Raw genomic sequence first — 24,011 nt, forward strand, 5'->3', positions numbered from 1 at the left:
GCGCCGCGGCGCGCCCGGCCGGGCGCACGCCACTCGAACACCCCTCACCCGTACGTGCCAATCCGCGGGCCCTTGGCCCGCGGAGCGCCGACCCGCCCTAGGCTCGCGGCCCTGACAGGGATGCGGCCGGACGGGGAGGGGCGACATGGAGGCGGTGCCGCGACGGGCCCGTGTGTACGTCGCCTGCGTCGTCCTCGGCGCCCTGCCCTGCGTGCTGCCCGTGCTCCCGGCCCTTCCCCTGACGGCTGCGCCGGGCACCGGTACGCCCTGGGCGGCCGTCCTCCCGCTGGCCGCGCTGTACGCCGGCTGCGAGCAGCTCGCCCGGCGCCGCTTCGCCGGCACCGGCTACCCCGTGCTGCTGGCCGCCGCCTTCCTGCTGCCGCCGTCCGCCGCCGCGCTCGTCGCGCTGCCCGGCGCGCTGCTCGCACGGGCCGGGCGGCACAGCGACCCGCTGCGCCGTGCCTGGCGCGCCTCCCAGCTGGCCCTCGCCGTGTGGGCCGCCGCCCGCGCGCACACGGCACTGGGCGGCCACGACACGGTCGCCGCGTGCCGCTTCCCCGCCGCGCTCGGCTGTGCCGGGGCCGCCGCGGTGGCCTTCAGCCTGGTGCTGACCGCGCTGGACGGCGGGATCCGCGCCACCTGCGCGCACGTCCCGCTCCGCCGGGCCTGGCGCGGCCTGTTCGCCCGCACGCTGGCCCCGGTGGCGGTGCACGGGCTGGCCGGGCTGATGATGGCCGTGCTGTGGCGCAGCCCCTACGGGCCGGTCGCCGCGCTGCTGGTGCTGCTGCCGATGGGCGCGTCCTGGTGGGCGTACGCCCAGTACGACCGCGAACGGGCCGCGCACCGGGCGACGATCCGCGCGCTGGTGCAGGCCGTCGACCTCAAGGACGGCTACACCCGCGGGCACAGCGAACGGGTCGGCCGTGCCTCCATGATGATCGCCCGCGAGCTGGGCATGGACGACGAACGCGTCGAGGTGCTGCGCTTCGCCGGCATCCTCCACGACATCGGGAAGCTGGGCGTGCCCACCCGGCTGCTGCGCAAGGACGGCCCGCTCACCCCCGAGGAGCGGCGGGTGATCGAGCTGCACCCCGAGTACGGCCACGAGATGGTCCGCGGCATCTCCTTCCTCGGCGAGGCCCGCGCGGCGATCCTGCACCACCACGAACGGCTGGACGGCAGCGGTTACCCCTACGGGCTCAGCGGCGACCGGATCCCCGAGTGCGCGCGGGTGGTCGCCGTCGCCGACGCCTTCGACGCGATGACGTCCTCCCGGTCCTACCGGCGGCCCCGCCCGGTGCCCGAGGCCCTGCGGGAACTGCGCCGCTGCGCCGGCGCCCAGTTCGCCCCGCGCATGGTCACGGCCCTGGTCCGCGCCCTCGCCCGCCACGGCTGGCACCCGGCGGTCACCGCCGACGACGACAGGACACCGGCACCGGCGGCCCCGCCCGAGGCGCACACGCCGGCCCGTTCGCCGGAGGACGGCGGAGCGCGGGGGACCGGCGGGGCGGCGGGAGCCGGCGGGGCAGCCGAGGAAGACGGGGCGGCCGTACCACCGGAGGCCGCCGAGGGTGCCGCGGCCCGTCCGGGGACTTCGGGCGCCGCCGTCCCGCCGGAGTCCGGTGCGGCGGCCCGCCCGGGAGGTTCCGCCCGCCGATGAAGCGGCCGCTTGCGATCGTCCTCGTCCGCGGGGCCGCCCTCCTCGTCGGGCTGGTCTCGCTCGCCGTCACCGCGCACAGCGGGCCCGCCGAGCGCGGTGCCGCGCTCGCCTTCGGCGTGCTCGTCCTCGTGGGGGAGCTGACCCGGTGGTCGGGGACGCCGGGCGCGGCCGGCCCCGAGGTCCGCGAGCCCGCGCCGCTCGGCGCCGCCGGGGCGCTGTCGTACGCGCTGCTCGGCGAGGACGCGGGCCGGGCCAGTCACCACGGCGCCTTCCAGGCGGGGGCCGTGGTGCTCGCCGCGAGCCTGCTGGGCAGCGTGCCGCACATCGCGCGGGGGCGCGGCGACACCCTGGACCACCTGGCCCGGCGGGTGCTGACCGTCTTCTTCGCCGCCGTCTGCTTCCAGCCGCTGTACGCCACCGGGGTGCTGGGGCGGTGGGGCGGGCCGGCGTACGCCCTGGTGCTGCTCGCGCTGCTGGTGCTGACCGCGCTGTGCGGCGCGGTGCTGGCCGCCGTGCCGGTCCACTGCCGTACCCGGTGGCCGTTCGGCCCGCTGCTGCGGGAGGAGCTGCGCGGTCTGCTCGGGATCGGCTCGGCGGTGTGCGCGACGGGCGCGGTGATGGCCCTGGGGGTCGCCGTCGCCGGGCTGTGGGCGCTGCCGGTGTTCGCGCTGCCGCTGCTGCTCGCCCAGCTGTCCTTCCGCCGGTACGCGGCCGTGCGCGACGTCTACCGGCAGACGATCGCCTCGCTGGCCCGGGCCACCGAGGTCGCCGGGTACACCCCGGCCGGGCACGCCCGGCGGGTCGCCGTGCTCAGCCGGGCCGTGGGCCGGGAGATGGGCCTGAGCGAGCCGGAGCTGACCGTGCTGGAGTACGCGGCCCTCATGCACGACATCGGGCAGCTCAGCCTGGTCGACCCGGTGCCCGCGGGCGCGACGGCCGACCTGCCCGCCGCCGAGCAGCGGCGCATCGCCCTGCTCGGTGGGGCGGTGGTGCGGCAGACCGGGGTGGACCGCGAGGTCGCGGTGGTGGTGGAGCGGCAGGCCGACCCGTGCCCGGAGCAGCCGCTGCCCGCACGGATCGTGCGGGCCGTGAACGCCTACGACGAAAAGGCCCGCGACGCCGGCCCCGGCGGACCGCTGAAGGCACTGGAGGAGCTGCGCCTGGCGGGTGCCGACGACTACGCGCCCGAGGTGCTGGCCGCGCTGGCCCGGGTGCTGGCGAGGGACGGTCTGACCCTGCCCGTCGCTGGGTAACCCATGGGTAATGAGCGCCCTCGAAGGCGTCCGTGGTTGGATGCGAAGGAAAGGGTGTCCGGGGGCGAGGCCAGCCCACTCGACGGAACTGGCAGGCGGAATCGTGAGGATCTTCGGCAAGGGACGGCACCGGCCCTCCGCCTCGTGGCGGCAGGCCACCGACCGCGCGTTCACCCTGATCGGTGACGGTCGGTACGAGGACGCGGGCGCGCTGCTCACGCGCGCCGCCGATCTGGAGCCCTGGCTGGCGGAGTCCTGGTTCAACCTGGCCCTGCTGCACAAGTTCCGCCACGACTGGGAGCAGGCCAGAACGGCGGGTCTGCGGGCGGTGGCGCTGCTGGAGAAGGAGACCGGGGCGCCGGACTGGTGGAACGTCGGCATCGCCGCCACCGCCCTGCAGGACTGGCCGCTGGCCCGCCGGGCCTGGCAGGCCTACGGCCTGAAGGTGCCCGGTGGGGCGACCGCGGCCGGGGAGCCGGTGGGCATGGAGCTGGGCAGCGCGGCGGTGCGGCTGTCGCCCGAGGGCGAGGCCGAGGTGGTGTGGGGCCGGCGCCTGGACCCGGCCCGGATCGAGGTGCTGTCCATCCCGCTGCCGTCCTCGGGACGGCGCTGGGGCGAGGTGGTGCTGCACGACGGCGTGCCCCACGGCGAGCGCACCACCGGGGACGGGCACAGCTTCCCCGTGTTCGACGAGATCGAGCTGTGGGCGCCCTCGCCGGTGCCCACCTGGGTGGTGCTCCTGGAGGCGGCCACCGAGGCCGACCGGGACGCGCTGGAGCAGCTCGCCGCGGACGCCGGGTTCGCCGCCGAGGACTGGTCGTCGTCCGTGCGGCTGCTGTGCCGGACCTGCTCGGAGTCGCGGATGCCCTCCGACGAGGGCGACGGCGTGCACCTCGACCCGCACGACCACAGCGAGCCGGGTCATCCCGGTCCGCTGGGCCACCGCACCGACGGGCAGCTGTGGGTACCGGAGCGCGAGTGCGGGGTGGCCGCGCCGGCCTCGCTGGTGCGGGGGCTGCTGGACGGCTGGGTGGCGGACAGCCCGGACTCGCGGGACTGGCGGGACCTGGAAGAGGTCTGCTGAGCCCGTCGGCCGGGCCCCGAGCGCCCGACACGGGCAAAGCGAGCGGCCCCGGCCCCTTTAGGCTGTATCCGCTACATCTCTCAGGCTTGCAGGAAGGCGTACGTCGGTCATGGCGCAGCAGGACACCGATCAGCAGCACGCGGGCGTGCTCCCCGTCGACGACGAGGGGTACGTCGTCGACACGCAGGACTGCGAGGAGCGCGAGCGGGCCTGGCGCGAGCGCGGGACCTCGCGGCCGATCACGGTGGTCGGCAACCCGGTGCTGCACAAGGAGTGCAAGGACGTCACCGAGTTCGGCGAGGAACTGCAGCAGCTGGTCGCGGACATGTTCGCCAGCCAGCGCACCGCCGAGGGCGTGGGCCTGGCCGCCAACCAGATCGGCGTCGATCTGAAGGTGTTCGTCTACGACTGCGCGGACGACGCGGGCGTGCGGCACGTGGGCGTGGTCTGCAACCCCAAGCTGGTCGAGCTGCCCGCCGAGCGCCGCCGCCTGGACGACAGCAACGAGGGCTGCCTGTCCGTGCCGACCGCCTACGCGCCGCTGGCCCGCCCCGACTACGCCGAGGTGACCGGCCAGGACGAGCGGGGCAACCCGATCAAGGTGCGCGGCACCGGCTACTTCGCCCGCTGCCTGCAGCACGAGACGGACCACCTCTACGGCTACCTGTACATCGACCGGCTCTCCAAGCGGGAACGCAAGGACGCGCTGCGGCAGATGGCCGAGAACGAGCCGCGCTACCCCGTGGTGGCCAACGACTGACGTCCCCTCGACGGCCCCGGGCCCGCCGCCCGGAGCGAGGCACCGTGCGCACGGCGCCCGACCCGCGACCGGTCGGGCGCCGTACCTGTGTGCACGCAGAATCGATCCGTCATGCAGTGCCATCCATTCAGAATCAGTCACACAAGGGGATATTCTCGGCATCCGAGGTGGTGAGTGGAGCAAATCCGTTCCCAGACCGGTCAGTTGTGGTGCTGAATGGGAGGGCGGGGATACGCGACGGCGTGCGCCGGGCACAGCGAAGGGGCGGGCGCCGCAGGCGGCTGAGAGGGGTTTGTCCGTGCCAGCTTTCCCATACAGCACCACACCGACATCGACAGCGGTCGCCGTACCACCATCGCTCGCTCTGCCGGTGATCGAGGCGGAGTTTCCCAGGCAACTGCACGCCTATTGGCCCCGGCTGCAGGAGAACACCCGCCGCTGGCTGCTGGAAATGCGGCTGATGCCGGCGGACAAGGTCGCCGAACACGTCGACGGGCTGCGCTACACCGACCTGATGGCGGGCTACTACCTGGGCGCCCCCGACGAGGTGCTGCAGGCGATCGCGGACTACAGCGCCTGGTTCTTCGTCTGGGACGACCGCCACGACCGCGACATCGTGCACGGCCGGCCCGTCGCCTGGCGGCGGCTGCGCCGCGCGCTGCACACGGCGCTGGACTCCCCCCGGGACCACCTGCACCACCAGGACACCCTGGTCGCGGGGTTCGCCGACAGTGTGCTGCGGCTGTACTCGTTCCTGCCGCAGACGTGGAACGCGCGCTTCGCCCGCCACTTCCACGCGGTGATCGAGGCCTACGACCGGGAGTTCCGCAACCGCACCGAGGGCGTGGTGCCCACCGTCGAGGAGTACCTGGCGCTGCGCAGGCTCACCTTCGCCCACTGGATCTGGACCGACCTGCTGGAGCCGAGCGCCGGACTGGAACTCCCCGACGCCGTGCGGAAACACCCCGCATACCGGCGCCCGGCCCTGCTCAGCCAGGAATTCGCCGCCTGGTACAACGACCTGTGCTCCCTGCCCAAGGAAATCGCGGGCGACGAGGTCCACAATCTCGGGATCAGTCTCGTCACACACGAGAAAATGACCCTCGAACAGGCGATCGCGGACCTTCGCAGGCGCGTCGAGGAATGCATATCCCAATTCCTGGTGGCGGAACAGGAAGGGTTACGGTTCGCCGACGCGCTGGAGGACGGGACGCTACGGGGAAAGGAAGTGAGCACCGCCGTCCGGGCCTGCCTGGGCAATATGCGCAACTGGTTCAGCTCCGTCTACTGGTTCCACCACGAATCCGGCCGGTACCGGGTCGACAGCTGGGACGACCGGTCCACGCCCCCGTACGTCAACAACGAAACGGCAGGTGAGAAATGACCGTCGAGTCGGTGAAACCAGGGACCCGTACGGAAGGCGGCCGCCACAACGGCGAGCCGCCGCTGGCCGGCGGCGCCGTCCCCGTCCTCGGCCACGGGCTGAAACTGGTGCGCGACCCGCTCGCCTTCATGGCGCAGCTGCGCGACCACGGCGACATCGTCCGCCTCAGGCTCGGCCCGAAGACGGTGTACGCCGTCACCGCTCCCGAGCTGACCGGCGCGCTCGCGCTCAGCCCCGACTACATCATCGCCGGGCCGCTGTGGGAGTCGCTGGAGAGCCTGCTCGGCAAGCAGGGCGTGGCCACCGCCAACGGGTCGCTGCACCGCCGCCAGCGGCGCACCATCCAGCCCGCCTTCCGGCTCGACGTCATCCCCGAGTACGGGCCGATCATGGCCGAGGAGGCGCACGCGCTGGTGGAGCGCTGGCGCTCGGGCGAGGTGCTCGACGTCACCGCGGAGTCCTTCCGGGTGGCCGTCCGCGTCGCCGCCCGCTGCCTGATGCGCGGCAGTTACATGGACGCCCGCGCCGACCGCATATGCTCCGCGCTCGCCACCCTGTTCAGCGGCATGTACCAGCGCATGGTCGTCCCGCTCGGTCCCCTCTACAAGGTGCCGTTCAAGGCCAACCGCGAATTCAACCGGGCGCTGGCCGATTTGCATCTCCTGGTCGACGAGATCGTCGCCGACCGCCGGGCGAGCGGTCAAAAACCGGACGATCTGCTGACGGCTTTGCTGGAGGCGAAGGACGACAATGGCGAGCCCATCGGGGAACAGGAGATCCACGATCAGGTCATCGCCATCCTCACCCCGGGAAGCGAAACCGTCGGTTCCACGATGATGTCCCTGTTGCTGGTTCTCGCCGAGCACCCGGAGCTGGGCGACAAGATCCGCGACGAGGTGAAAACCGTCGTGGGCGACCGGCCGGTCGCATTCGAGGACGTCCGAAAACTGACCTACACCGCGCATGTCGTCGTCGAGACGATGCGCCTTTATCCCGCCGTATGGATTCTGACGCGCCGGACGGTGGCCGAAACCGAACTCGGCGGCTACCGCATTCCCAAGGGCGCGGACGTCATCTACAGCCCGTACGCCGTTCAGCGCGACCCGCGCTCCTACGACCGGCACACGGAGTTCGACCCCGAGCGCTGGCAGCCCGAACGCGCGAAGCAGGTCCCGAAGTTCGCGATGGTCCCGTTCAGCGTGGGCAACCGCAAGTGCCCCAGCGACCACTTCTCGATGGCCGAGCTGACGCTGCTGACCGCCGCGATCGCCTCCGCCTACCGCTTCGAGCAGGCCCCCGGCTCCGACCCCAGGCCGCGCATCGGCATCACCCTGCGCCCGCGCGACCTGCGGCTGCGGGCCCTGCCGCGCTGAGCGGGCGACGCCCGCGCGCTCAGGCGGCGCGCGGGCCGCGGAACGCGCGCCGGTAGGCGTGCGGGGTGGTGCCCAGCGCCCGCAGGAACTGGTGGCGCAGCGCCGCCGCCGTGCCGAACCCGGCCCGGTCGGCGATCGCGTCCATGGTCTCGTCGGTCGCCTCCAGCAGCTCCTGCGCCAGCAGCACCCGCTGGCGCAGGAGCCAGCGGTACGGCGTCGTCCCCGTCTCCTGCTGGAAGCGGCGGGCGAAGGTGCGCGGTGACATGTGCGCGCGGGCGGCGAGCTGGTCCACGGTGATCTCCCGGTCCAGGTGCTCCTCCATCCAGGCCAGTACCTCCCCGACGGTGTCGCAGCGCGAGCGCGGCAGCGGCCGTTCGATGTACTGCGCCTGACCGCCGTCCCGGTGCGGCGGCACCACCACGCGCCGGGCGATCTTGTTGGCGACCTGCGGTCCCTGCTCCTTGCGCACGATGTGCAGGCAGGCGTCGATGCCGGCGGCCGTGCCGGCGGAGGTGATCACCGGGTCCTCGTCGACGTAGAGCACGTCCGGTTCGACGACCGCGCGCGGGTATTGCCGGGCCAGCTCGGCCGCGTGGTGCCAGTGCACCGCGCAGCGCCGGCCGTCCAGCAGCCCGGCGGCGCCCAGCACGAAGACGCCGGAGCACACGCTCAGCACCCGCGTCCCGCGGTCCACCGCCCGGCGCAGGGCGTCCAGCAGGTCGGGCGGGTACTCCCGGCGCGTGAACTCCTCCCCGGCGGGCACGGCGATCAGGTCGGCCTCCTGGAGCCGGTCCAGCCCGTACGGGGTGGTCACGCCCAGGCCGCCGACATGGGTGCCCAGCGCCGGCCCCTCGGCGGAGACCACGGCGAAGTCGTACACCGGCAGCCCCTCGTCGCTGCGGTCGATGCCGAAGACCTCGCAGACGACGCCCAGCTCGAAGGGGTGCACGCCGTTCAGCAGCACGGCGGCCACGTTCTGCAGCATGCCGCCAGTGTGCCCCATGGGTGGCAGGAATTTGAAGGTGTGCGGCAGTCCTGCCACTGACGGTCAGGGGCGTCCGGCGCGACAGTGGTGTCCATGAACGCAGACCAGGTACAAGGACTGATCGGACTGCTGGCGACCCTCGGGCTCCTGATCCTGATGATCCTGCCGTCGGCGATCGGCGCCGTGCGCGAGGCGCGCATCGACCGCCGGATCCGCCGGGCGCAGGAGGGACACGCGGACCAGGAGACCCGTCGGGTACGAAGGGAACGTGAGGAGGCTCAGAAGTCCTCGTCCAGGTCGACGGTGCCCTCCACCGCCACCTGGTACGCCGAGGGACGCCGCTCGAAGAAGTTGGTCAACTCCTGAACCCCCTGCAGCTCCATGAAGGAGAAGGGGTTCTCCGAGCCGTACAGCGGGGCGAAGCCGAGCCGCGCCAGGCGCTGGTCGGCGACGCACTCCAGGTACTGCCGCATCGAGTCGGTGTTCATCCCCGGGAGGCCGTCCCCGCACAGGTCGCGCGCGAACTGCAGCTCGGCCTCGACGGCCTCCCGGAGCATGGCGGTGACCTGCCGGCCCAGCTCCTCGTCGAAGAGGTCCGGCTCCTCCTTGCGGACGGTGTCCACCACGTCGAACGCGAACGACATGTGCATCGTCTCGTCCCGGAACACCCAGTTGGTGCCGGTGGCCAGGCCGTGCAGCAGGCCGCGGCTGCGGAACCAGTAGACGTAGGCGAAGGCACCGTAGAAGAACAGGCCCTCGATGCAGGCGGCGAAGCAGATCAGGTTCAGCAGGAAACGCCGGCGGTCCGCCTTCGTCTCCAGCCGGTCGATCTCCTCCACCGAGTCGATCCACTTGAAGCAGAACTCGGCCTTCTCCCGGATGGAGGGGATGTGCTCCACCGCCGCGAAGGCCGCCGCCCGGTCGTCCGGGTCGGGCAGGTAGGTGTCCAGCAGCGTCAGATAGAACTGGACGTGCACGGCCTCCTCGAACAGCTGCCGGCTCAGGTACAGGCGCGCCTCGGGGGAGTTGATGTGCTTGTAGAGCGTGAGCACCAGGTTGTTGGCGACGATCGAGTCGCCGGTCGCGAAGAACGCCACCAGCCGCCCGATGAGGTGCTGCTCGCCCGGGCTCAGCTTCGCCAGGTCGGCGACGTCGGAGTGGAGGTCGACCTCCTCCACGGTCCAGGTGTTCTTGATGGCGTCCCGGTAGCGCTCGTAGAAGTCCGGGTAGCGCATGGGGCGCAGGGTCAGCTCGAAGCCCGGGTCGAGGAGGTTCCGGGGACGGGCGGGGGTGGGCTGGGTCATCACTGGCAGGCCTCGCAGGACTCGGGGTTCTCAAGGGAGCAGGCGACCGCCTCGGGATCGGCGGCGGACTGCGCGGGGACGGTGGCGGGGGTCTGCGCCCGGGCCGCGCGGGCGATCCGGGTCGCCGGGCGGGAGCGCAGGTAGTACGTCGTCTTCAGGCCCGACTTCCAGGCGTAGGCGTACATCGAGGAGAGCTTGCCGATGGTCGGCGTCTCCAGGAACAGGTTCAGCGACTGCCCCTGGTCCAGGAACGGGGTGCGGGCGGCGGCCATGTCGATCAGCGCGCGCTGCGGGATCTCCCACGCCGTGCGGTACAGCCGCCGTACGTCCTCCGGCAGCCAGGTCAGGCCCTGCACCGAGCCGTTCGCCTCGCGCAGCGCCTCCCGGGTGCGCGCGTCCCACACGCCCAGTTCCTTCAACTCCCGCACCAGGTAGGAGTTGACCTGGAGGAACTCGCCGGAGAGGGTCTCGCGCTTGAACAGGTTGGACACCTGCGGCTCGACGCACTCGTAGACGCCCGCGATGGAGGCGATGGTGGCCGTCGGCGCGATGGCCAGCAGCAGGGAGTTGCGCAGGCCCACGGCGGCGATCCGCTCCCGCAGGGCCGCCCAGCGCTCGGGCCAGGCGAGGGACACCTCGTAGTGGTCCGGGTGCAGCACACCCCGGGCGGTACGGGTCTTGTCCCAGGCGGGCAGCCGGCCGTGCCGCTCGGCGAGGTCGGCGGAGGCCTCGTAGGCGGCGAGCATGATCCGCTCGGCGATCTTCGTGGACAGGGCCTTGGCCTCGGGGGAGTCGAACGGCAGCCGCAGCCGGAAGAAGACGTCCTGCAGGCCCATCGCGCCCAGGCCCACCGGCCGCCACCGCGCGTTCGACCGGGCCGCCTGCTCGGTCGGGTAGTAGTTGATGTCGACCACGCGGTCGAGGAAGGTGACGGCGGTGCGGACGGTGGCGTCCAGCCGCTCCCAGTCGATGTCCCCCTCGCGCACGAACGCGCCCAGGTTGACCGAGCCGAGGTTGCACACCGCCGTCTCGCCGTCGTCGGTGACCTCCAGGATCTCCGTGCAGAGGTTGGAGGAGTGGATGACGTGGCCCGGCTCGGCGGTCTGGTTGGCGGTGCGGTTGGCGGTGTCCTTGAAGGTCATCCAGCCGTTGCCGGTCTGGGCGAGGGTGCGCATCATGCGGCCGTACAGGTCGCGGGCGGGCAGCGTCTTCCTCGCCAGGCCCTTCGCCTCCGCCGCCCGGTAGGCGGCGTCGAACTCCTCGCCCCACAGATCGACCAGCTCCGGCACGTCGGCGGGGGAGAACAGCGACCACTGCTCGTCGGCGTTCACACGGCGCATGAACTCGTCGGGGATCCAGTGCGCCAGGTTGAGGTTGTGGGTGCGGCGGGCGTCCTCGCCGGTGTTGTCCCGCAGCTCCAGGAACTCCTCGATGTCCGCGTGCCAGGTCTCCAGGTAGACCGCGGCCGCGCCCTTGCGCCGGCCGCCCTGGTTCACGGCCGCCACCGAGGCGTCCAGGGTCTTCAGGAACGGCACGATGCCGCCCGAGTGCCCGTTGGTGCCGCGGATCAGCGAACCGCGGGCGCGGATGCGGGAGTAGGCGATGCCGATGCCGCCGGCGTGCTTGGACAGGCGGGCGACCTGGTGGTAGCGCTCGTAGATGCCGTCCAGTTCGTCCCGGGGGGAGTCCAGCAGGTAGCAGGACGACATCTGGGCGTGCCGGGTGCCGGAGTTGAACAGCGTGGGGGAGGAGGGCAGGTAGTCCAGGCGGCTCATCAGCCCGTACAGCGCGGCGACGGCGTCCACGGCCCGGTCGGTGTCGTCCTCGGCGAGGCCGGCGGCGACCCGCAGCAGGAAGTGCTGGGGCGTCTCGATCACCTTGCGGGTGAGCGGGTGCCGCAGCAGGTAGCGGCTGTGCAGGGTGCGCAGCCCGAAGTAGCCGAACCGGTCGTCGGCGGCCGGGTCCACGGTCGCGTCCAGGCGCGCGGCGTGCCGGCGTACGAACGCGGCGGTCCGGTCGGCGATCAGCCCCTCGCGGTGGCCGACGGCGACGGACTCGGTGAAGGAGGTGACGCCCTGCGAGGCGGCCTCGGCGCGCAGGGAGAGGGTCAGCAGCCGGGCCGCGAGCCGCGAGTAGGCGGGGTCCTCGGAGATGAGCCCGGCGGCCGCCTCGCAGGCCAGCTCCCGCAGCTCCGCCTCGTCGGCGCGGGCCGAGCGGCCGCGCAGCGCGGCGGCGGCCACCCGTCCGGGGTCGGTGTCGGGGAGGTCGGCGGTCAGCTCGGTCAGGGTGCGCAGCAGCGCGGCACCGGGAGCGTCGCTCTCCGGCGCTGTGGCTGAGGCCGGATCGGCTGGCGCGATGGTCACGTGGGCTCTCCCTCGCTCGGCTCGGAACCTCGGCGAGGGCAGCGGGCAGCCACGGGCGCACGGCGGCGCCGCGTCCACCGGCCCATTCCACGAGGCCCGGACGTCGGGCACCCGGACCGGACGGCCGGGCGCACTGTCGGCAGGTCCTCGGACTGAGCTCGTGACGTGGGCGCGCGGGCGGCCTCGGGCGGCGGCATGCGGGCATACGTGGACGAGTACACCGTTGCGGGACAGTTCCGGATTCGCACCGGATTCCCCTGCGGCGACAGCGAGCATGAGCATACATCTAGTGCCGGGTGAGGAAGCCACCCCCATATGTTGTGTCCGCGGTGTGTCGTGGTGCGTGCGCCGCGGGGGTGCGGATCAGAGCGTCAGCGCGTAGGCGAGCAGCGTGATGTCGTCCAGGTCCGGCAGCGGGTTCCAGTCGCGCTCGGGCACCCGTACGAAACGCAGGCGCTCGTAGAGGCGGTGGGCGGCGTGCATGGTGGGCTGGGTGGACAGCACCAGGCGGACACAGCCGGGCACGGCGCGGGCGCGCTCCACGCAGGCCCGCACCAGAGCCTCCCCGGCGCCCCGGCCGCGCGCCTCGCGTGCGACCGCCAGCATCCGTATCTCGGCCTCACCGGGCCCGGCGATGTCGGCCATGGGCCCGCCCGAGGGCACGAAGGTGACGCCGCCGAGCACCTTCCCGTCCGCCGCGGCCACCAGCACCTCGGCGGCGGCCGCGCGCTTGGCCACGTCCCTCAGCTCCTCCAGGTACGCGTCGCTCTCCCCGAAGTCGAGCAGTCCGTCGCGCAGATAGGCCTCGGCGGTGATCTCCCCGAGGATGCCGTACTCGCCGGGCTCGGCCGCCCTGATCACGATGTCCATGGGCCCGAGTGTGCCGCACGGGTACGACCACGGGCCGCCGGAATCCTCCGGCGGCCCGTGGTCGGCGGCGCAGGGCTCAGTGGGCGGAACCCGCCGTGGCCGGCGGCAGTTCGACCTGGACGCCCGGGTCGCCGGCGTCCTTGGTGTAGTCCTCGGGCCGGGTCTCGTCGACGCCGTCGGGCGCCTTGACCGCCCGCAGGACGAAGGTGAGGATCACGGCGACGACGACGTTCAGCACGAACGCCGTCGTGCCGATGTAGCCGATCTCGCCGATGCCGGGGATCTCCTTGGCCGAGCCGCCGAAGTGCTTCTGCGTCGGCGAGGCCACCCCGTAGGCGGCGACCGTGCCGTAGACCATGCCGACCGCCCAGCCGACGAGCAGCGCCCAGCGGTGGAACCAGCGGGTGAACAGGCCGCCGACCAGGGCCGGGAAGGTCTGCAGGATCCAGATGCCGCCCAGCAGCTGGAAGTTGATGGCGACCGTCTTGTCCATGGTCAGGACGAAGACCAGCGCGCCCACCTTCACCAGCAGCGAGACGATCTTGGAGACGCGGGTCTCCTGCGCGGCCGTGGCGTCCGGCTTGATGAAGTCCTTGTAGATGTTGCGGGTGAACAGGTTCGCGGCCGCGATCGACATGATGGCCGCGGGCACCAGCGCGCCGATGCCGATGGCCGCGAAGGCGACCCCGGAGAACCAGTCCGGGAACATGTTCTCGAACAGCTGCGGGATGGCCAGCTGGCCGTTCTTCACGGTGATCCCGTCCGCGATCGCCATGAAGCCCAGCAGCGCCAGCAGGCCCAGCATCAGCGAGTACAGCGGCAGGATCGTGGTGTTGCGGCGGATCACCTCACGGCTGCGCGAGGACAGCGTCGCGGTGATGGAGTGCGGGTACATGAACAGCGCCAGCGCGGAGCCGAGCGCGAGCGTCGCGTACGTCCACTGCGCGCCGTGCGGCGGGGTGACGGCGCCCGCGCCCGTCTTGGCGAACTTCTCGCCCGCCTTGGCGAAGATGTCGTCGAACCCGCCGAGCTTGATCGGGATGTAGATGATCGCGACCGCGATGACGATGTAGATGAGCGCATCCTTCACGAACGCGATCAGTGCCGGGGCGCGCAGACCGGACGAGTAGGTGTACGCGGCCAGCACGCCGAAGGCGATCAGCAGCGGCAGGTCCTTCACGAACCAGTTGGTGTTCTCGCCGCCGCCCACGCCCATCACGTCCAGCACCGCCTGGATGCCGACGAGTTGGAGCGCGATGTACGGCATGGTGGCGAGGATGCCGGTGACCGCCACGGCCAGCGACAGGCCCTTGGAGCCGAACCGGCCGCGCACGAAGTCCGAGGTGGTGACGTACCCGTGCCGGTGCGAGACCGACCACAGGCGCGGCAGGAACGTGAAGATCAGCGGGTAGACCAGGATCGTGTACGGCACCGCGAAGAACCCGGCCGCGCCGGTGGCGTAGATCGCCGCGGGCACCGCGACGAAGGTGTACGCCGTGTACAGGTCGCCGCCGAGCAGGAACCAGGTGATCCAGGTGCCGAACGACCGGCCGCCCAGGCCCCATTCGTCGAGGCTGTGCTCGTTCTCGGCCTTGCGCCAGCGGGCGGCCAGGAAGCCCATGACGGTGACGAGCAGGAAGAAGAGGATGAAGACGCCGAGCGCGACGCCGTTGACGCCGTCCTTCACTTCGCCGCACCGCCCTTCGCCGCCGCGCCGGTCCCCCGGGACGCGCGGGCGCGCTGGTCACGCTGCCACAGCCGGTACGCGATCATCGTCAGCGCCGTGGAGATGAGCACCCAGAGCATCTGGTACCAGTAGAAGAACGGGATGCCGATGAACGTGGGGTCGCTCTTGGCGTACGACCCGACCCACAGCATCGCCACGAACGGCGCGACGAGACAGAGGCCGATGACCACCCGCACGGGTGTCACCACCCCTCTGCCGACTTCTGGGGCATCTGACATGTGTGGCTCCGTCCCCTCGCTGAGCACCGTGATCGTTCCTGATCACCTGTGTAATGCGCAGGCAATCTAGGTCACGTGCCGAGGGAACGGAACCCCTTGTCCGTATATCGGTTACCCGAGCGGATAACGGTTCGGGTTCGCCCATGTGTTCGACGTCGCTCGCTCGGCCACGGGCCGCCCGGCGTCAGTCCACCGGCCGCTTGAGGCGGGCGACGAACTTGTAGCGGTCGCCGCGGTAGACCGAGCGCACCCACTCCACCGGCCGGCCGGTGCGGTCCAGCGAGTGCCGGGAGAGCAGCAGCATCGGCAGGCCCACGTCGGTGCCGAGCAGGCCCGCCTCGCGCGGGGTGGCCAGCGAGGTCTCGATGGTCTCCTCGGCCTCGGCGAGGTGGACGTCGTAGACCTCGGCGAGGGCGGTGTAGAGCGAGGTGTACTTCGCCAGGCTGCGGCGCAGCGCCGGGAAGCGCTTGGCCGACAGGTGGGTGGTCTCGATGGCCATGGGCTCGCCGTTGGCCATGCGCAGCCGCTCGATGCGCAGCACCCGGCCGCCGGCGGTGATGTCGAGCAGGCCCGCGAGGCGGTCGTCGGCGGTGATGTAGCCGATGTCGAGCAGCTGCGAGGTGGGCTCCAGGCCCTGGGCGCGCATGTCCTCGGTGTAGGAGGTCAACTGCAGCGCCTGGGAGACCTTCGGCTTGGCGACGAAGGTGCCCTTGCCCTGGATGCGCTCCAGCCGGCCCTCGACCACCAGCTCCTGCAGCGCCTGGCGCACCGTGGTGCGCGAGGTGTCGAACTCGGCCGCCAGCGTCCGCTCGGGCGGGACGGGCGTCCCGGGCGCCTGCGTCCGGGTCATGTCGAGCAGGTGCTTCTTCAGGCGGTAGTACTTGGGCACGCGCGCGGTACGGACACTCGCCCCACCCTCGTTCTCCGCACTGCTGACGTCGGTGCTCATGCTCTGCCTTCCCGGCTCCAGTGCCGAAGCGACCGACGACATCCCATCGGCCACGGCTCACATCGTGGCACGGCTCGCTGTGCCGGGTCCTCACCCGCACGCTCCGTGATCTCCTCTGTATACCGTCGTGACCCCTGCTGGTCTAGTCCAGCAGCCGTCGTGTGGGCGCGGTCCCACGCGAACCGGCGGGCACGGCAGGGGAGATGGCCGCGAGTGGTCCGGTGCGGCGCGGGCGCCCGTTTGACCGGATGAGCAATGAAAGGTCCCTGCATATCGCGGTCGCGTAACGGACCACCTGAGCGGGTCGGCGCACCCTTGACAGCCCTATTGGTCTGGGCCAAGCTCCCCCGTACTGGTCTACACCATTGGTCCAGTCCCGGCCCCATGGGCGGTGTGCGCCGACGCTCGACCGTCGCCAGCCGCGGGGAGGCAGGGGGGTTTGTGGCATCCCTGAGGAGGGTGGCGTGAAGCGCAAGCTGGTTGCCGCGATCGGTATCGCGGGCATGATGGTCTCCATCGCGGCGTGCGGGAGCGACGACAAGGGCGGGGGCTCGGGCAAGGGCGCGGACGCCAAGGAACTGACCGTCTGGCTCACCGTGGACGCCCAGAACAACTGGCCCGAGCTGGTCAAGGCCGCCGACGACGCGGTGACCAAGAAGCACCCGGGGCTGAAGATCAAGCACGAGTACTACGGCTGGCCCGACAAGAACGCCAAGCTCGACGCCGTCCTCGCCACCGACAAGGCCCCCGACGTGGTCGAGATGGGCAACACCGAGATGCTCGGTTACATGGTCAAGGGCGCCTTCGCCCCGGTGGACGCGGCGAAGTTCACGGGCTCCTCGGCCTGGCTGGACGGCCTGAAGGCGTCCGTGACCTACGAGGGCAAGACCTACGGCGTCCCCTACTACGCGGGCGGCCGCGTCGCCAACTGGCGCAAGGACGTCTTCGCCGAGGCCGGTGTGAAGTCGACGCCGAAGACCTACCAGGAGCTGACCGCCGACCTGGACAAGGTGCAGAAGAAGAAGGGCGACAAGTTCAGCGCCTGGTACCAGCCCAGCCGCGACTGGTACGCGGCCATGTCCTTCGTCTACGACGCCGGTGGGTCCATCGCCAAGGAGGAGGGCGGCCAGTGGAAGGCCAACCTGTCCTCGCCGGAGTCCCTCAAGGGCCTGAACGCCTACAAGGCGGTCCTCGACACGTACATGCACGGGGACAAGACCAAGGACGAGGCCGACCGGCCGATCGTCTACGGCCAGGGCAAGTCCGGCATGATCTTCGCCGCCGCCTGGGAGGGCGCGACCGCCGCCGATCCGAAGAACGACAAGGTCGGCAAGCTCGCCGACAAGATCGAGAACTTCGTGATGCCCGGCCCGTCCGGCAAGAACATGCCGGTCTTCCTCGGCGGCTCGGACCTCGCCATCCCCGTGAAGTCCAAGGCGCAGGCCCTCGCCGCCGAGTGGATCAACGCCTTCACCGGTCCGTCCGGCCAGAAGGGCCTGATGGCCAAGGGCAACCTGCCCAACAACAAGACCGACCTCGCGACGCTGAAGAACGACCCGAAGACCGCGGTCCCGGCCACCGCGGCCGAGTCCAACTGGTTCGTCCCGATGGCCCCGGGCTGGGGCCAGGTCGAGAAGGCCCAGGTGCTGCAGACCATGCTGCAGAGCATCGGCACCGGCAAGAAGTCGGTCGAGGCGGCCGCCAAGGAGGCGGACGCCGCGATCGACAAGGTGATCAACACCAAGTGACCCGGGCGCAGGGTCCCGCCGCCGCGCGGGGCCCTGCCGGCCGTCGTACGCGCCCCTGCCCGGCCCGTACGACCTCTCGTTGGACCGTGAGGGACCGCTGAGGAGCGCGCGATGAGTGCCGCAGACACGACCACCCCTGCCAAGGTGCCGCCACCGCGGCAGGCGCCGCCACCGGCCGCCTGGGACCGGCCCCGCAGACCGCGCGGCTCGGGTGGCGCCGCGACGCCCTGGCTGCTGCTCGCGCCCTGCCTGCTGGTCCTGGCCCTGGTCATGGCCTATCCGCTGGTGCGGCTGGTCACCTTGTCGTTCCAGAAGTTCGGCCAGCCCCAACTGTGGGGGTTCCAAGGGGCGACGTGGGTCGGCTTCGCCAACTTCCGCGCGGTGCTCGGCGACGGCGAGTTCTGGGCGGTGGTGCTGCGCACGCTCGTCTTCGCCGCCGGCGCGGTCTTGCTGACCATGGTCCTCGGCATGGCGGTCGCGCTGCTGCTGCAGCGGGTGTCCCCTTGGATGAAGACCCTCGTCAACATCGTGCTGGTGGCCAGCTGGGGCATGCCGGTCATCGTGGCCACCACCGTCTTCAAGTGGCTCTTCGACTCCGACTACGGCATCCTCAACGCGCTGCTGAGCAAGCTGCCCGGCGTCCACATGATCGGCCACAACTGGTTCGCCAGCGGCCCCCAGGGCCTCGCCGTCATCATGCTGCTGGTGGTGTGGGGCGCCGTGCCGTTCGTCGTCATCACGCTCGGCGCCGGCCTGACCCAGGTGCCCAAGGAGCTGGAGGAGGCGGCGCGGCTGGACGGCGCCGGCGCCTGGGGCGTCTTCCGCTACGTCACCCTGCCGATCCTCAAGCCGATCATCGTGATGCTCACGACCCTGTCGGTGATCTGGGACATGGGCGTCTTCCCGCAGGTGTTCGTCATGCGCGGCGGTCACCCCGAGGCGGAGTTCCAGGTCCTCAACACCTACTCCTACGACCGTGCCTTCCAGGTCAACGACTACGCCCAGGGCTCGGCGATCGCCCTGCTCACCGTGGTGCTGCTGCTGGGCGTGGTCGCCGTGTACATGCGCCAGATGCTGAAGATCGGGGACGTCGAGTGAGCGGGATGAGCAGTACGAGCAGCGTGGGCGGCCCGAGCGGCGTGGGCGGCACGGCCGTCGCTCCGGGGCGCCGCCGGACGCCGAAGCTGGGCTGGAACCTGCTCGGCCTGGTGGTCTTCCTCGTCCTGGGCTTCCCCCTGTACTGGATGCTCGACACCGCGTTCAAGCCGGCCAAGGACGCCATCGACCCGGACCCGAGCCTGCTGCCGACCGGCCTGACGCTCGCCAACTTCAAACGGGCGCTCGACATCGCCGACTTCTGGGGCCCGGTCGGACGCAGCCTCGTGGTGTCGCTGTCGGTGGTGGTGATCGGCATGGTGGTCGGCATGCTGGCCGCGCTCGCCATCTCCCGGTTCGCCTTCCGCGGCCGCAAGATCGTGATCGTGGGCATCCTGGCGGTGCAGATGGTCCCGCTGGTCGCCATGATCATCCCGGTCTTCCTGCTGCTGAACGACCTCGGCCAGTACGACAAGCTCACCGGCCTCATCGTCACCTACCTGACCTTCATCCTCCCCTTCACGGTGTGGACGCTGCGCGGCTTCATCGTCAACATCCCCCGGGAACTGGAGGAGGCGGCCATGGTCGACGGCTGCTCCCGCACGGGCGCCTTCCTGCGCGTCGTCCTCCCGCTGCTCGCCCCCGGCATGGTCGCCACCTCCGTGTACGGCTTCATCCAGGCCTGGAACGAGTACCTGTACGCCCTGATGCTGATGAGCCAGGAGCATCAGACCGCCACCGTCTGGCTCGGCAACTTCACCACCAAGCACGGCACCGAGTACGCCCCCATGATGGCCGGCGCCACGATGATGGCCGTGCCGATCGTCGTGCTCTTCCTGCTCGTCCAGCGCAAGATGGCCGCGGGTCTGACCGCGGGCGCCGTGAAGGGATGACACCACCCGATGACCACATTCGCCCGGGGCACCGACACCCTGACACGGGACGCGCTGACGGTCCTCCAGCCCGGCTTCACCGGCACCAGCGCCCCCACCTGGCTGCTGCGGCGGCTGGGGGAGGGCCTGGCCTCCGTGGGCCTGTTCGGCCGTAACATCGCCTCGCCCGAACAGCTCGCCGCCCTGACCGCCCAACTGCGCGCCGAACGCGAGGACGTGCTGGTCGCCATCGACGAGGAGGGCGGCGACGTCACGCGCCTGGAGGTGCGCACCGGGTCCAGCTTCCCCGGCAACCACGCGCTCGGCGCCGTGGACGACGTGGAGCTGACCCGGGCCGTGGCCCGCGAACTGGGCCGCCGCCTGGCCGAGTGCGGGGTGAACTTCAACTGGGCCCCCTCCGCCGACATCAACTCCAACCCGGACAACCCGGTCATCGGCGTCCGCTCCTTCGGCGCCGCCACCGACCTGGTCGCCCGCCACACCGCCGCCTACGTCACCGGCCTGCAGTCCGCGGGCGTGGCCGCCTGCACCAAGCACTTCCCCGGGCACGGCGACACCGCGGTCGACTCCCACCACGCCCTGCCCCGCATCGACGTGGACGCCGAGGCGGTGCGGGCCCGCGAACTCGCCCCCTTCCGCGCGGCGATCGCCGCCGGCACCAAGGCGGTGATGAGCGCCCACATCCTCGTGCCCGCCCTGGACCCGGACCGGCCGGGCACCCTGTCCCGCCCGGTGCTGACGGACCTGCTGCGCGGCGAACTGGGCTACGAGGGCCTGATCGTCACCGACGGCATGGAGATGCGGGCCATCGCCGACACCTACGGCATCCGGCGCGGCAGCGTGCTCGCCATCGCCGCCGGCGCCGACGCGATCTGCGTGGGCGGCGGCCTCGCCGACGACGAGACGATCCGCGGCCTGCGCGACGCCCTGGTCGCGGCGGTCCGCTCCGGCGAACTGCCCGAGGAACGCCTCGCGGACGCCGCGCAGCGGGTGCGCGCCCTCGCCCGCTGGACCGCCGGCGCCGCGCGGACCGGCCCGGACGCCGCCCCCGCCGACCCCGAGGTCGGGCTGCGCGCCGCCCGCCGCGCCCTGCGGGCCACCGTCTCCGACACCTTCACCCCGCTCACCGCACCGCCCTACGTCGCCGTCTTCACCCCGGTCGCCAACATCGCGGTCGGCGTGGAGACGCCCTGGGGCGTGGCCGCGGAACTGGCCCGCCTGCTGCCCGGCACCGCGACCGGCAGCTTCACCGGCGAGGACGCGGGCCGTGCGGCCCTGGCGGCGGCCGGCGAGCGCCGTGTGGTGGCCGTCGTCCGCGACGAGCACCGCCACCCCTGGATGGCGGCGGCCCTGGACACCCTGCTCGCGGCCCGTCCCGACACGGTCGTCGTCGAGATGGGCCTCCCGCAGGCACCGCCCCGCGGCGCCCTTCACCTCGCCACCCACGGCGCGGCCCGCGTCTGCGGCCGGGCGGCGGCGGAGGCCATCGCGGCAACGGAGGCCGTCGCGGAGCCGTAGCCCCGGCGACCCCACCGCGCGAGCGCCCGGCTGAGGGCCGGTCCGGCGTGAACCGAGGCCCACACCGGGCACGCGCCCACAGCCGGGCGTGCCCGCCCCGCGGGCGCCCGACGCCCGGCACGGCCGTGGCCCGCGCGCCGGCGTCGGGCATGGCCGCGGCCCGCGCGCCCGCGTCGGGCGTGGCCGTGGCCCGGACGGCAAGGCGCCGGTCACCCCTTCCGGGGCGGCCGGCGCCTTCGGCGTGGGCAGGCGGGGGCTACAGTCCCTGCCACTGCGGCTTGTGGGCGTAGGTGTGGCGGAAGTAGTCGGCGAGCTTCAGCTTCGAGGCGGCCGGCTCGTCGACGACGACCGTGGCGTGCGGGTGGAGCTGCAGCGCGGAGGCGGGGCAGAAGGAGGCCACCGGCCCCTCCACACTCGCGGCCACCGCGTCGGCCTTCCCCTCGCCCGTGGCGAGCAGCACCAGGTGCCGGGCCTCCAGGATCGTGCCGATGCCCTGGGTGATGACGTGGTGCGGCACCTGGTCGACGTCGCCGTCGAAGAAGCGCGCGTTGTCCACCCGGGTCTGCTCGGTCAGCGTCTTGATGCGCGTCCGCGAGGCGAGCGAGGAACACGGCTCGTTGAACCCGATGTGCCCGTCGGTGCCGATCCCGAGCAGCTGCAGATCGACCCCGCCGGCCTCGGCCAGCGCCCTGTCGTACGCCTCGCACGCTGCCTGCACGTCCTCGGCGGTGCCGTCCGGGCCGAGGAACGCCTCCATCCCGATCCCGAGCGGTTCGAGCACCTCGCGCCGCAGCACCGAGCGGTAGGACTCGGGGTGGTCCGGGGGCAGCCCCACGTACTCGTCGAGCTGGGCGATCCGGGCCCGCGAGGTGTCCACGGCACCGGAGCGCACCTTGGCCGCCAGTGCCTCGTAGACGGGCAGCGGGGTGGAACCCGTGGCGACGCCCAGGAGGGCGTCGGGCTTGCGTCGCAGCAGCTGCGCCATGGCCTCGGCGATGAGTTCGCCGCCCGCCCTGGCGTCCGGAACGATGACAACTTCCACCTTGGGCCTGCCGATCTGAGGAGAGCCGAGATGAGGACTGGACCCGGTAACGAGGGGCCATGTGGTTTAGACCAATCTAGCAGAACGGCCCCTCGCGCCACCTCGGTACGACACCCTCCGCCGGCCCCGCGAGAGCGCCCATGCTCGGCGCCTGCGCGGCGGTGAATCCCTACGTCAGCGAGCCTCCCGTGGCGTCCACCCAGCTGCCCGTCACCCAGCGCCCCGCGTCCGAGGCGAGGAACGCCACCACGTCCGCCACGTCGGCCGGCGTGCCCACCCGGCCGAGCGCCGATATCGACGCCGCCGTGTCCCAGCCGTCCGGTGTGCCGTGCAGCCACCCGGCGGTGTTGTCGGTCTCGATGATCCCCGGCGCCACCGAGTTGACCGTGATGCCGCGCGGCCCCAGCGTCTTGGACAGGTCGCGGGTGAAGACGTCGAGTGCCCCCTTGGTCATGGCGTAGGCCACCTTGTCCGGCATGACGGCGGTGCGGGCCAGGCCGGAGGAGACGTTGATGACCCGCCCGCCGTCGCGCAGCCGCCCCAGCCCCTGCCGGACGAGGAAGAACGGCGCCTTCACATTGACCGCGAAGACCCGGTCGTACTCCTCCTCGGTGATCTCCTCCAGGGGCGGGGCCGTACCGATCCCCGCGTTGTTCACCAGGATGTCCAGCCCGTCCGCGTGCCGGTCGAACTGCTCCCACAGCGCCTCGGCGTCCCCGGGGAGCCCCAGTTCGACACCGATCGCGAACGCCGAGCCGCCGGCCGCCTCGATCGCCGCGACCACCCCCTTCGCCGCCGCCTCGTTGCGGCCGTAGTGCACGGCCACCCGTGCCCCGTCGCGGGCCAGTCGCTCGGCGATGCCCCGCCCGATGCCCCGGCTCGCCCCGGTGACCAGGGCGGTCCTGCCGGCGAGCGGCTTGCCGCTGTCGGCCGTGCTCGTGTGTGCGTGCATGTCCAACCCCCACGTATTTTCCTAGCGGTCGCTACAAAAAAACCGTACACCGGTCCGCTGTCATTTCTCTAGTGCCCGCTATAAAATCACCCCATGGTGGCCGAGCAGGAGACGGACGAGCAGGTCGCGGCAGGCGAAGCGGGTGCGGCGGGTGAGTCCGGGAGAGTGCGGCGCCGTGGCCGCCCCCGGTCGTTCGACCGGGCCACCGCGCTGGAGAAGGCCCTGATGGCCTTCTGGGAGCACGGCTACGAGGCCACCTCGGTCTCCGACCTCACCCGGGTCATGGGCATCGGAGCCCCCAGTCTCTACGCGGCCTTCGGCGACAAGCAGTCGCTGTTCGCCGAGGTGGTGCGCGAGTACGGCGAGCGCTACGGCTCGTTCGGGGACCGGGCCCTGGCCGAGGAGCCCACCGCCCGGGCCGCCGTCGAGCGGATCCTGCGGGAGGCCGCCGTCACCTACACCGCGCCGGGCCACCCCCACGGCTGCCTGGTCGTCCACGCCGCCACCAACTGCACGACTCCCGAGGTCGAGGAGCTGCTCCGGGAGCGGCGCAACGCCAACATCGCCGCCTTCGAGCGCCGCATAAGAGCGGACATCGCCTCCGGGGAGCTGCCCGCGGACACCGACGCCGGGGCGCTCGCGCGGTATGTCGGCGCCCTGATCCAGGGCATGTCGCAGCAGGCGCGCGACGGCGCCGGCCGGGAGGAACTGCAGGCGCTGGCGGAGATCTCCATGGCCGTCTGGCCCCGCGGCTGAGCCGGGCGGGCTAGGCTGCTGCATGATGCGGGCCGGGACGCGGAGCGGCCGGCCGGT

General features: G+C 72.0%; 21 protein-coding genes and 1 riboswitch. Of the genes, 12 read left to right on the top strand and 9 right to left on the bottom strand.

The window, feature by feature from the left end:
* Positions 1–145 precede the first annotated feature (145 nt).
* The 6 genes from GV126_RS21615 to GV126_RS21640 all read left to right on the top strand — a co-directional run bounded on the left by GV126_RS21615 (position 146) and on the right by GV126_RS21640 (position 7,514).
* On the top strand, positions 146–1,660 hold the full coding sequence (locus tag GV126_RS21615; RefSeq protein ID WP_159669386.1) for an HD-GYP domain-containing protein: 1,515 nt from the start codon (positions 146–148) through the stop codon (positions 1,658–1,660).
* The gene (locus tag GV126_RS21620) at positions 1,657–2,913 is read left to right on the top strand and encodes an HD-GYP domain-containing protein (RefSeq protein ID WP_159669389.1); all 1,257 of its coding nucleotides are present in this window, start codon (positions 1,657–1,659) and stop codon (positions 2,911–2,913) included. Before GV126_RS21615 ends, GV126_RS21620 begins: the two co-directional genes overlap by 4 nt.
* Positions 2,914–3,016: 103 nt before the next feature.
* Positions 3,017–3,997, top strand: coding sequence for a tetratricopeptide repeat protein (locus GV126_RS21625; RefSeq protein ID WP_028420378.1), 981 nt, complete (start codon positions 3,017–3,019; stop codon positions 3,995–3,997).
* 109 nt (positions 3,998–4,106) lie between these two features.
* The gene (gene def / locus GV126_RS21630) at positions 4,107–4,757 is read left to right on the top strand and encodes a peptide deformylase (RefSeq protein WP_028420377.1); all 651 of its coding nucleotides are present in this window, start codon (positions 4,107–4,109) and stop codon (positions 4,755–4,757) included.
* Between the two features lie 298 nt (positions 4,758–5,055).
* A complete protein-coding gene (gene cyc1, locus GV126_RS21635) occupies positions 5,056–6,141 on the top strand; it encodes an epi-isozizaene synthase (protein WP_159669391.1) in 1,086 nt (361 codons plus the stop codon).
* Positions 6,138–7,514 carry a bifunctional albaflavenone monooxygenase/terpene synthase gene (locus tag GV126_RS21640; RefSeq protein WP_159669394.1) on the top strand — a complete coding sequence of 459 codons (1,377 nt, stop codon included), beginning with the start codon at positions 6,138–6,140 and terminating at the stop codon, positions 7,512–7,514. Before cyc1 ends, GV126_RS21640 begins: the two co-directional genes overlap by 4 nt.
* Positions 7,515–7,533: 19 nt before the next feature.
* On the opposite strand, the gene GV126_RS21645 is transcribed toward GV126_RS21640, so the two are convergent.
* Positions 7,534–8,499, bottom strand: a complete 966-nt coding sequence (locus GV126_RS21645) for a GlxA family transcriptional regulator (RefSeq protein ID WP_159669397.1) — start codon at positions 8,497–8,499, stop codon at positions 7,534–7,536.
* 93 nt (positions 8,500–8,592) lie between these two features.
* Between GV126_RS21645 and GV126_RS21650 the strand changes: the two genes are divergently transcribed.
* Positions 8,593–8,865 (top strand): hypothetical protein, encoded by a 273-nt coding sequence (locus GV126_RS21650; protein WP_159669400.1) that lies wholly within the window; start codon positions 8,593–8,595, stop codon positions 8,863–8,865.
* On the opposite strand, the gene GV126_RS21655 is transcribed toward GV126_RS21650, so the two are convergent.
* From GV126_RS21655 to GV126_RS21680, 6 genes are all read right to left on the bottom strand, one after another.
* Complete coding sequence (locus GV126_RS21655; protein ID WP_159669403.1) at positions 8,778–9,803, bottom strand: ribonucleotide-diphosphate reductase subunit beta; 1,026 nt, start codon at positions 9,801–9,803, stop codon at positions 8,778–8,780. The genes GV126_RS21650 and GV126_RS21655 overlap by 88 nt on opposite strands.
* On the bottom strand, positions 9,803–12,166 hold the full coding sequence (locus GV126_RS21660) for a ribonucleoside-diphosphate reductase subunit alpha (RefSeq protein ID WP_159669406.1): 2,364 nt from the start codon (positions 12,164–12,166) through the stop codon (positions 9,803–9,805). Before GV126_RS21660 ends, GV126_RS21655 begins: the two co-directional genes overlap by 1 nt.
* Before the next feature lie 121 nt (positions 12,167–12,287).
* Positions 12,288–12,448: riboswitch (cobalamin riboswitch) on the bottom strand.
* Between the two features lie 81 nt (positions 12,449–12,529).
* On the bottom strand, positions 12,530–13,036 hold the full coding sequence (locus GV126_RS21665; protein ID WP_159669409.1) for a GNAT family N-acetyltransferase: 507 nt from the start codon (positions 13,034–13,036) through the stop codon (positions 12,530–12,532).
* A 76-nt stretch (positions 13,037–13,112) separates the two neighbouring features.
* On the bottom strand, positions 13,113–14,723 hold the full coding sequence (gene mctP / locus GV126_RS21670; protein ID WP_159669412.1) for a monocarboxylate uptake permease MctP: 1,611 nt from the start codon (positions 14,721–14,723) through the stop codon (positions 13,113–13,115).
* Positions 14,720–15,001: a DUF3311 domain-containing protein gene (locus GV126_RS21675; RefSeq protein WP_185947995.1), complete on the bottom strand. Its 282-nt coding sequence runs from the start codon at positions 14,999–15,001 to the stop codon at positions 14,720–14,722. The genes mctP and GV126_RS21675 overlap by 4 nt, the downstream gene beginning before the upstream one ends.
* 184 nt (positions 15,002–15,185) lie before the next feature.
* Positions 15,186–15,950 carry a GntR family transcriptional regulator gene (locus tag GV126_RS21680; protein ID WP_028420368.1) on the bottom strand — a complete coding sequence of 255 codons (765 nt, stop codon included), beginning with the start codon at positions 15,948–15,950 and terminating at the stop codon, positions 15,186–15,188.
* Positions 15,951–16,414: 464 nt separating this feature from the next.
* On the opposite strand from GV126_RS21680, the gene GV126_RS21685 reads away from it, so the two are divergent.
* From GV126_RS21685 to GV126_RS21700, 4 genes are all read left to right on the top strand, one after another.
* Positions 16,415–17,698, top strand: a complete 1,284-nt coding sequence (locus GV126_RS21685; protein ID WP_159669418.1) for an extracellular solute-binding protein — start codon at positions 16,415–16,417, stop codon at positions 17,696–17,698.
* 111 nt (positions 17,699–17,809) lie between these two features.
* Complete coding sequence (locus GV126_RS21690; RefSeq protein WP_159669421.1) at positions 17,810–18,796, top strand: carbohydrate ABC transporter permease; 987 nt, start codon at positions 17,810–17,812, stop codon at positions 18,794–18,796.
* Between the two features lie 5 nt (positions 18,797–18,801).
* Complete coding sequence (locus GV126_RS21695) at positions 18,802–19,686, top strand: carbohydrate ABC transporter permease (RefSeq protein WP_236570062.1); 885 nt, start codon at positions 18,802–18,804, stop codon at positions 19,684–19,686.
* Between the two features lie 9 nt (positions 19,687–19,695).
* Positions 19,696–21,204, top strand: coding sequence for a glycoside hydrolase family 3 protein (locus GV126_RS21700; RefSeq protein WP_159669424.1), 1,509 nt, complete (start codon positions 19,696–19,698; stop codon positions 21,202–21,204).
* A gap of 256 nt (positions 21,205–21,460) precedes the next feature.
* Here GV126_RS21700 and nagB read toward each other — a convergent pair whose 3' ends face one another.
* Both nagB and GV126_RS21710 read right to left on the bottom strand, forming a co-directional pair.
* The gene (gene nagB / locus GV126_RS21705; protein WP_159669426.1) at positions 21,461–22,246 is read right to left on the bottom strand and encodes a glucosamine-6-phosphate deaminase; all 786 of its coding nucleotides are present in this window, start codon (positions 22,244–22,246) and stop codon (positions 21,461–21,463) included.
* Positions 22,247–22,415: 169 nt separating this feature from the next.
* The gene (locus GV126_RS21710) at positions 22,416–23,198 is read right to left on the bottom strand and encodes an SDR family oxidoreductase (RefSeq protein WP_159669428.1); all 783 of its coding nucleotides are present in this window, start codon (positions 23,196–23,198) and stop codon (positions 22,416–22,418) included.
* Between the two features lie 93 nt (positions 23,199–23,291).
* Between GV126_RS21710 and GV126_RS21715 the strand changes: the two genes are divergently transcribed.
* Entirely contained in the window at positions 23,292–23,954 is a 663-nt protein-coding gene (locus tag GV126_RS21715; RefSeq protein WP_159669430.1) for a TetR/AcrR family transcriptional regulator, read from the top strand.
* The last annotated feature ends 57 nt before the right edge of the window (positions 23,955–24,011 follow it).

Origin of the sequence: Streptomyces mexicanus (genome assembly GCF_902506575.1) — a bacterium.
Taxonomy (GTDB): Bacteria; Actinomycetota; Actinomycetes; order Streptomycetales; family Streptomycetaceae; genus Streptomyces; species Streptomyces mexicanus.

Bases quoted from the DNA above. Each gene is read 5' to 3' on its own strand.
- GV126_RS21615 (WP_159669386.1), top strand. From the start codon at position 146: ATGGAGGCGGTGCCGCGACGGGCCCGTGTGTACGTCGCCTGCGTCGTC.
- GV126_RS21620 (WP_159669389.1), top strand. From the start codon at position 1,657: ATGAAGCGGCCGCTTGCGATCGTCCTCGTCCGCGGGGCCGCCCTCCTC.
- def (WP_028420377.1), top strand. From the start codon at position 4,107: ATGGCGCAGCAGGACACCGATCAGCAGCACGCGGGCGTGCTCCCCGTC.
- GV126_RS21640 (WP_159669394.1), top strand. From the start codon at position 6,138: ATGACCGTCGAGTCGGTGAAACCAGGGACCCGTACGGAAGGCGGCCGC.
- GV126_RS21645 (WP_159669397.1), bottom strand. From the start codon at position 8,499: ATGCTGCAGAACGTGGCCGCCGTGCTGCTGAACGGCGTGCACCCCTTC.
- GV126_RS21650 (WP_159669400.1), top strand. From the start codon at position 8,593: ATGAACGCAGACCAGGTACAAGGACTGATCGGACTGCTGGCGACCCTC.
- GV126_RS21655 (WP_159669403.1), bottom strand. From the start codon at position 9,803: ATGACCCAGCCCACCCCCGCCCGTCCCCGGAACCTCCTCGACCCGGGC.
- GV126_RS21665 (WP_159669409.1), bottom strand. From the start codon at position 13,036: ATGGACATCGTGATCAGGGCGGCCGAGCCCGGCGAGTACGGCATCCTC.
- GV126_RS21675 (WP_185947995.1), bottom strand. From the start codon at position 15,001: ATGTCAGATGCCCCAGAAGTCGGCAGAGGGGTGGTGACACCCGTGCGG.
- GV126_RS21680 (WP_028420368.1), bottom strand. From the start codon at position 15,950: ATGAGCACCGACGTCAGCAGTGCGGAGAACGAGGGTGGGGCGAGTGTC.
- GV126_RS21690 (WP_159669421.1), top strand. From the start codon at position 17,810: ATGAGTGCCGCAGACACGACCACCCCTGCCAAGGTGCCGCCACCGCGG.
- GV126_RS21695 (WP_236570062.1), top strand. From the start codon at position 18,802: ATGAGCAGTACGAGCAGCGTGGGCGGCCCGAGCGGCGTGGGCGGCACG.
- GV126_RS21700 (WP_159669424.1), top strand. From the start codon at position 19,696: ATGACCACATTCGCCCGGGGCACCGACACCCTGACACGGGACGCGCTG.
- GV126_RS21710 (WP_159669428.1), bottom strand. From the start codon at position 23,198: ATGCACGCACACACGAGCACGGCCGACAGCGGCAAGCCGCTCGCCGGC.
- GV126_RS21715 (WP_159669430.1), top strand. From the start codon at position 23,292: ATGGTGGCCGAGCAGGAGACGGACGAGCAGGTCGCGGCAGGCGAAGCG.